Raw genomic sequence first — 6,608 nt, 5'->3', positions numbered from 1 at the left:
TGCCGGCCGGGCACGCGCAAGGCTACGGCGATTGCTTCGAGGCGTTCGTCGCCGACACCTATCGCGCCATCGAAGGCGAGCAGCCGGACGGCCTGCCTACCTTCGAAGACGGGGTGCGCTCGGCGCTGATCGTCGATCGCGTCATCACATCGGCCAGGTCGCGTGCCTGGACGGCCATCGGTTGAATCCCGGGAGGACTTCTTGATGCATACATCTATACGCAAGACCGCGACCCTCGCACTGCTGCTCCTTGTCGCCCTGCCCGCCTTCGCACGCGACGCCGCCGGCCCGCAAACGCCCATCGCGGTGCAGATGTACTCGCTGCGCAACGCCGGCTCGCTCGACCAACAGCTGAAGATCGTCCACGACGCGGGCGTGGGCGCGGTGGAAACGGTCGGCACGCAGAACGTCAGCGCTGCAGAACTCAAGCAGCTGCTGGACAGGTATTCGATCAAGGCGATCTCGTCGCACGTGCAACTGGCCGATCTGCGCAAGGACCTGGACGGCGCAGTCGCCTTCAACCGATCGATCGGCAACACCACGCTGGTAGTGCCTTACCTGGATCAGAAGGATCGGCCGACCGATGCCGCGGGCTGGACCGCATTGGGTAAGGAACTGGGCCAACTCTCGAAGCGGGTGCGGGCCAAGGGCATGCGCCTGGCCTACCACAACCACGACTTCGAACTGGTCGACTTCGATGGCAAGACCGGCCTGGAACTGCTGTTCGCAGCGGCCGGCCCCGATCTTAAGACCGAGCTGGACCTGGCCTGGGTTGCGCGCGCGGGCTACGACCCGGCGGTGATGCTGGGCAAGTTCAAGGGCCGCATGTTCGCGGTACACGCCAAGGACAATGCCCCGCAAGGCCAGGCCGAGGACGAGGGCGGCTTCGCCGCCGTGGGCCGCGGCGTGCTGGATTGGAATGCGATCCTGCCTGCCGCAGCGGCGGCCGACGTGCGCTGGTACATCATCGAGCACGACCAGCCACGCGATCCGGCGACGGTCATCCAGGCCGGTGCCGACTACCTGCGCGAACACCTGCCCGCCAGCCTGCCCGCCGGCACCCATCGCTAGCGCGCAAAGGAGCCCCGCTTGAAACCGATCCTGACACTGGCCGTGGCGCTGCTGGGGACGACGCTTGCGACCACGGCGTGGTCCAAGGACGACCCGACGGCGGGCGCGCAGCTCTACGCAACGCACTGCACGGCCTGCCACGGCGCCAATCGCGCGGGCGTGCCGCCCACGTTCCCCGCACTCACCGACGTGGGCAAGCGGCTGCCGCCCGCGCAGATCAAGGAAAAAATCAGCAAGGGCGGCGGATTGATGCCGCCCTTTTCCCAGCTGTCGCAACAGGAGGTTGACGATATCGCCAGCTTCCTGGCGCAATAGGAGCAACGAACAAAACGACNNCGGCCGGTGCTCGGGATCGGCGTGTACCACGCGTACACGGCGGTCCCGCAGCGCCGCTCACGCCCACCTGACGACTGCCCGCGACGTTCTGTTAGCCGCTCTCAGCTACCGGCGCCCAATGCGTGCCGGCGCTACAGCTCGCGCACCCAGATGTTGCGATAGCTGACCCTGGAATCGTGCTCCTGCAGGGAGATCGGCGCGCACGCGTGTGGCGCGTACGACGGCGCGCCGATGTACTCGGTCTTGCCCGCCACGACGGTGTCGTTCTGCACCAGCACGCCGTTGTGCAGGACAGTGATGCGCGCGGGTGAGATCAGCCCGCCGCCCTGCGAGAAGCGGGGCGCCTTCCAGATGATGTCGTAGGCCTGCCACTGACCCGGCGCACGCGAGGCGTTCACCAGCGGAATGGCCTGCTTGTAGATCGCGCCGGCCTGGCCATTGGCATAGGTGGGGTTGTTGTAGCTGTCGAGCACCTGCAGCTCATACAGTTCCTGCAGGAAGATGCCGCTGTTGCCCCGCTGCTGGCCGTCGAATCCCCGGGTCGCGGTAGGCGTGCGCCACTCGACATGCAGCTGGATGTCGCAGAAGCGCTGCCTGGTCCGGATGCCCTTGCTCCCCGGGACCACGGTCAGCGCGCCGTCGGCGACGCTCCAGGGCACCCGTCCGCCCTGCTCCGACTCCCACGCCGAGAGATCCTTGCCATCGAACAGCACGATCGCGTCGGAGGGCGCGCCGCCCGGCGGCGTGGCCACGATCGCGGGCACGGGCGTCCACGCCTCGGTCTTGGTCGGATCGCGCGACGGGTCGCCGCTGGCCTGCGCGAATGCAGGCGCTGCGGCCAGCAGGCCGGCCGCCATCAACAGGGGTCTGGTCATCGTGTTCCCGGGGAAGTAGCGCATGGGCGAATCCTCGCGGTGCATCAGTTGGTCGCCCAGGCGGGCGTACCGGGGGCGTAGGCCAGGTCGCCGTCGTAACGGCCCGGCACGGCGACATAGCGCAGCACTTCGGTCGCGGCGAGCTTCGAGCTGAAGAAGCTGAAGATGGCGAGCTGCTTGATCATGGTGAAGTAATGCGGCATCGCCTCCGCCACTTCGGCAGTGCCGGTATCGGTCGTTTTGACGACATGTTTCCTGGCCTCTGCATCCAGCGCGCGCAGCAGCTCGGTGCGGGCCTGCGGCGCCAGCGACACGAAGCGGCCGCCGGCACGTTTGTCGATCTCGGCCAGGCCGGCGCGGAACGTCTTCTGCTGCCGGGCGGTGTAGCAGTCGGTGACGAATTGCGCCATGAACGGGCCGGCGCCGGCGTCCTTCGCCCCCGGCGTTGCGGTCCGCGGCAGGATGGTGTCGGCGATCTCGTCCAGCGTGCCGACCTCGGCGGCGGAGAAGAGCGTCTTCGCCCCCGCGACCGGCCCCTGTGCATGCACGAGCGCAGGCAGGCCGACCATGGCCGCGCCGGTGGCGGCAACGATCATCTTCAGCAGGTCGCGGCGTTCCATCACAGGTTCCCCGCTTTCAGTTCGCGCACCGCATGGTCCGCTGCCCGCGCCGTCAGCGCCATGTAGGTCAACGAGGGATTGACGCAGGCGCTGGAGGTCATGCAGGCGCCATCGGTCACGTAGACGTTCGGCGCGTCCCAGACCTGGTTGTGCTGGTTCAGCACCGAGTTGCTGCGGTCGCGGCCCATGCGGGCGGTGCCCATCTCATGGATGCCCTTGCCCGGGGCGTAGTCGTCATCGTGCATCTGCACGTCCTTGACCCCGGCCGCCTCGAACATCTCGGCGGCATCGGCGGCCATGTCCTTGCGCATGGCCTTCTCGTTCGCGCGCAGGGACACATCCATCGCCAGCACCGGCAATCCCCATTTGTCCTTGCGCTGCGGATCCAGGCGAATCGTATTGTCGTGGTGAGGCAGCATTTCGCCGAATCCGGTCATGCCGATGCGCCAGTCGCCCGGCACGGTCAGCGCGTCCTTCAGGTCGGCGCCGATGTTCAGCTCGGCGATCTCGCGCGACCAGCCGGTGCGGCTGGCACCGCCCTGGTAGCCGAACCCGCGCAGGTAGCCGCGCTTGTCCGCGGCGACGTTACGGAACCGCGGAATGTAGAAGCCGCAGGGACGACGGCCGAAGTAGTACTTGTCCTCAAAGCCCTCGACGCGGCCGGAGGCGCCGGCGCCGAAATGATGGTCCATCACGTTGTGACCAAGCTCGCCGGACGAAGACCCCAGCCCGCCTTCCCAGACATCGGTGGCCGAGTTCATCAGCAGCCAGCTCGAGTTGAACGAAGACGCATTGAGGAAAATGACCTTGGCCGTGTACTGATAGGTCTGTCCGCTCTCTGCATCGATGATCTCCACGCCGCGCGCACGCTTGCGGTCCTTGTCGTAGAGCACTTCCTTGACGATCGAGAAGGGCCGCAAGGTCAGGTTGCCGGTCTTCATGGCCGCCGGTAGCGTCGCCGACTGGGTCGAGAAGTAGGCGCCGAAAGGGCAGCCCAGGATGCACTTGTTGCGATACTGGCAGTTGACACGGCCCTGCTCGACCATGGGCTGGGTGATATTCGCGGTGCGCGAGTGGATCAGGTGCCTGGTCCCGCCGAAGGCCTTCTTGATCCGCGCGGCCACGTCCTTTTCGACGATGTTCAACGGGATCGGCGGCAGGAACTCGCCATCGGGCAACACGTCCAGGCCCTCGCGCGTGCCGGCGATGCCGGCGAACTTCTCCACGTAGTCGTACCAGGGCGCGATGTCGGCGTAGCGGATCGGCCAATCGGTGGCGATGCCGTCCTTGAGGTTGGCCTGGAAATCCAGGTCCGACAGGCGATAGCTCTGCCGTCCCCACATCAGCGAGCGGCCGCCCACGTGATAGCCGCGGTACCAGTCGAATCGCTTGAGCTCGGTGTAGGGCGACTCCTTTTCGTTGGCCCACATGCCCTGCAGGTTCTCGACCAGGCCGTAGTCGCGCTTCAACACCGGATAGTCGGCCTTCATTGCCTGGGTCGGCCGGTTGTAGTGCGGGAAATCCCACACTTCCTTCATCGCGTTGACATAGTCCTTGACGTGCTCGATGTTGCGTCCGCGTTCCAGCATCAGGACCTTGAGGCCTTTCTCGGTCAGCTCCTTCGCCGCCCAACCGCCGCTGATTCCCGAGCCAACGACGATGGCGTCGTAGTGATTGTCTGCCATGGGTTCTACTTCACCTTGGTGGATAGCGTTTCAGACGTCGCAGAGGCGGATCGCCTCGCGCAGCGAGCCAACGGGATCGGGCGCCGTAGGAATGAATTCCTGCGCCAGATAGCCATCGAAACCGGTATCGCGGATTGCGCGACAAATGGCCGGATAGTGCAGTTCCTGAGCGTCTCCGATCTCGTGCCGGCCAGGCACGCCCGCGGTGTGGTAATGCTTGAAGAACGCGTGATGCTTGCCAATGGTGGCGATGATGTCGCCCTCCATGATCTGCATGTGGTAGATGTCGTACAGCAGGCCGAAATGGTCCGAGCCGATTCGTCGGCACAGCTCCACGCCCCATGCCGAGTGGTCGCACAGGTAGTCGGGGTGATCGACCTTGGAGTTCAGCAGTTCCATCACCAACACGACGCCGCGCTTCTCTGCGTGCCCGAGGATGCGCTTGAGTCCGGCTTCGGCGTGGGCCATGCCTTGCTGGGGGTCCATCCCGTTGCGGTTGCCGGAAAAACAGATGAGGTTGCGATAGCCGGCATCGGCGACCAAGTCGATGTGCCGCGTGTAGCGCTCGACCAGCTGGTCGTGGAACTGACTGCCGGCAAAGCCCTTGTCCAGCCCCATCTCCGCGCCGTTGCACATCGAGCTGTCTACGTCGTTGGCCTTCAGCGTGGGCCAATCCGCAGGACCGACCAGATCGATGGCGGCGAACCCGATGCCCTTCACCGTCTGGCAAAGCTGGGCGATCGACTGCTGCGGAAACGTCCAGCGGGCCACGGAATGCTTCAGGTTGCCCTTGCGCGGTGCGGCAGCGGCAGCGACAGACGCAGGCATCATGCCCACGACGCCGAGGCCAGCGCTCCCGGCGACGGCAATGCGCAGCGCATCTCGCCGCGTGAACCCCGCGGCCGGCGCCGGCCCGCTCGATTGGATAGACATCCGTTTTCCGGCCTCCCAACCGGTATCAAATGCTAGGCATTCGCCGCAATTCAATCGATTGCACCATAGAGTAGGGAATCGCTTTTTTGCAAGCCGCAGTGCACGAAATTCCCGGCGCAGGGCAAGACCCCTGTCGCGCCTGCCGGCGCATGACGGTGATGGAATGTCGGGCGCCGCAGAAGGTGGACGGCTAGACAAGCCCAGCCCATGTCGACCGGGGTGCTTTGGTCAGCAACTCCGCACGCAAGCAGACAACGTGTTAACGCGTGCCATCGCGCTAGCGCCCCGGTTCTCCTTCGGTCATCCGGCCTATTTCAGAGGATCCAGCCACGCGTTGCTGACTCGCTTTTCGGCAAGCCTGGCATGGAGCGACAGTTTGTCCTGCTACGCATGCGCAGAAGCAACTTGATGCAGCCGCCTGAGCGGCTCCGGGTTCGCACACTGCAACTGTCTTGAGCGATTCGGCACGAAGCGGGACGACCCGATCTTGCAGCGACGGTAGTCGACTGAATCAGGTCAACCTAACCGTCAGCGTCTTTGAGCGCCGGCTGTGGTGGTCGGACTTGCCAATGCACTTCTCCCACTCCAGCCAATCGGACGTGCCGTAGCCTTCCGGCCGACCCAAGCGGCGGGATTCCTGTGCGCGCAGGTGCTCGCGCGCCGCTTGGCAATACGGACCAGCAAACGACCATCGCCGAGGCGTATTCCAGAAACCACAGTCGCATTGACCATGGGTACCGCAAAGATCGGCGCCGCAGTGCGTCACCGAAAATTGCGCCGGCCTAAACATTGCAGTGCCGACTTGGATCGCGAGCGGGATACATCTTCACTCCCTGGGGCGCTCAAGCGCGCGCCGACCTATCTATTCCAGCGGTCCCATTTCTTCACGCTGACCGCAACAAGGGCACCAGCACCCAGCAACTCGGATAAAAAAAGGCCTTTGGCAAATGCGCCAAGGGCCCTTGTTTACATCTCTAAAAAGGTAGTCGCTTAGAACGGAATATCGTCGTCGGCAAAATCGTCCATCGGCGGTGCCGACTGCTGCTGGGCCGGCTGCTGACGACGCGGAGCATAGTCCTGGCCACCAC

At 65.0% G+C, this 6,608-nt stretch carries 6 protein-coding genes, 1 other RNA gene and 2 pseudogenes; 4 read left to right on the top strand and 5 right to left on the bottom strand.

What is annotated here, in order from left to right:
- The 4 genes and pseudogenes from Y887_RS16885 to Y887_RS19445 all read left to right on the top strand — a co-directional run.
- Nucleotides 1–185: pseudogene (locus Y887_RS16885) on the top strand (gfo/Idh/MocA family oxidoreductase); the annotation flags it as partial.
- Nucleotides 186–204: 19 nt separating this feature from the next.
- Nucleotides 205–1,071, top strand: a complete 867-nt coding sequence (locus Y887_RS16880; RefSeq protein ID WP_046965450.1) for a sugar phosphate isomerase/epimerase family protein — start codon at nucleotides 205–207, stop codon at nucleotides 1,069–1,071.
- 18 nt (nucleotides 1,072–1,089) lie between these two features.
- Nucleotides 1,090–1,386, top strand: a complete 297-nt coding sequence (locus tag Y887_RS16875) for a c-type cytochrome (RefSeq protein WP_181113282.1) — start codon at nucleotides 1,090–1,092, stop codon at nucleotides 1,384–1,386.
- A 42-nt stretch (nucleotides 1,387–1,428) separates the two neighbouring features.
- Nucleotides 1,429–1,504, top strand: a non-coding RNA gene (locus Y887_RS19445) — sX9 sRNA.
- A gap of 34 nt (nucleotides 1,505–1,538) precedes the next feature.
- On the opposite strand, the gene Y887_RS16870 is transcribed toward Y887_RS19445, so the two are convergent.
- The 5 genes and pseudogenes from Y887_RS16870 to Y887_RS16850 all read right to left on the bottom strand — a co-directional run.
- Nucleotides 1,539–2,282, bottom strand: a complete 744-nt coding sequence (locus Y887_RS16870) for a 3-keto-disaccharide hydrolase (protein ID WP_181113288.1) — start codon at nucleotides 2,280–2,282, stop codon at nucleotides 1,539–1,541.
- Nucleotides 2,283–2,326: 44 nt separating this feature from the next.
- Nucleotides 2,327–2,902, bottom strand: coding sequence for a gluconate 2-dehydrogenase subunit 3 family protein (locus tag Y887_RS16865; RefSeq protein WP_046965449.1), 576 nt, complete (start codon nucleotides 2,900–2,902; stop codon nucleotides 2,327–2,329).
- Nucleotides 2,902–4,587 (bottom strand): GMC oxidoreductase, encoded by a 1,686-nt coding sequence (locus tag Y887_RS16860; RefSeq protein WP_046965448.1) that lies wholly within the window; start codon nucleotides 4,585–4,587, stop codon nucleotides 2,902–2,904. Before Y887_RS16860 ends, Y887_RS16865 begins: the two co-directional genes overlap by 1 nt.
- A gap of 30 nt (nucleotides 4,588–4,617) precedes the next feature.
- Nucleotides 4,618–5,520 (bottom strand): hydroxypyruvate isomerase family protein, encoded by a 903-nt coding sequence (locus Y887_RS16855; protein WP_084726086.1) that lies wholly within the window; start codon nucleotides 5,518–5,520, stop codon nucleotides 4,618–4,620.
- Between the two features lie 990 nt (nucleotides 5,521–6,510).
- Nucleotides 6,511–6,608 (bottom strand): annotated as a pseudogene (locus Y887_RS16850) (single-stranded DNA-binding protein); the annotation flags it as partial.

The organism is Xanthomonas pisi DSM 18956, from assembly GCF_001010415.1.
Lineage (GTDB): Bacteria > Pseudomonadota > Gammaproteobacteria > Xanthomonadales > Xanthomonadaceae > Xanthomonas > Xanthomonas pisi.
This window is presented reverse-complemented; position numbering and strand designations above follow the sequence as displayed.

What these genes read in the sequence shown, in the direction of transcription:
- Y887_RS16880 (WP_046965450.1), top strand. Translation starts at nt 205, where the DNA reads ATGCATACATCTATACGCAAGACCGCGACCCTCGCACTGCTGCTCCTT.
- Y887_RS16870 (WP_181113288.1), bottom strand. Translation starts at nt 2,282, where the DNA reads ATGACCAGACCCCTGTTGATGGCGGCCGGCCTGCTGGCCGCAGCGCCT.
- Y887_RS16865 (WP_046965449.1), bottom strand. Translation starts at nt 2,902, where the DNA reads ATGGAACGCCGCGACCTGCTGAAGATGATCGTTGCCGCCACCGGCGCG.
- Y887_RS16860 (WP_046965448.1), bottom strand. Translation starts at nt 4,587, where the DNA reads ATGGCAGACAATCACTACGACGCCATCGTCGTTGGCTCGGGAATCAGC.
- Y887_RS16855 (WP_084726086.1), bottom strand. Translation starts at nt 5,520, where the DNA reads ATGTCTATCCAATCGAGCGGGCCGGCGCCGGCCGCGGGGTTCACGCGG.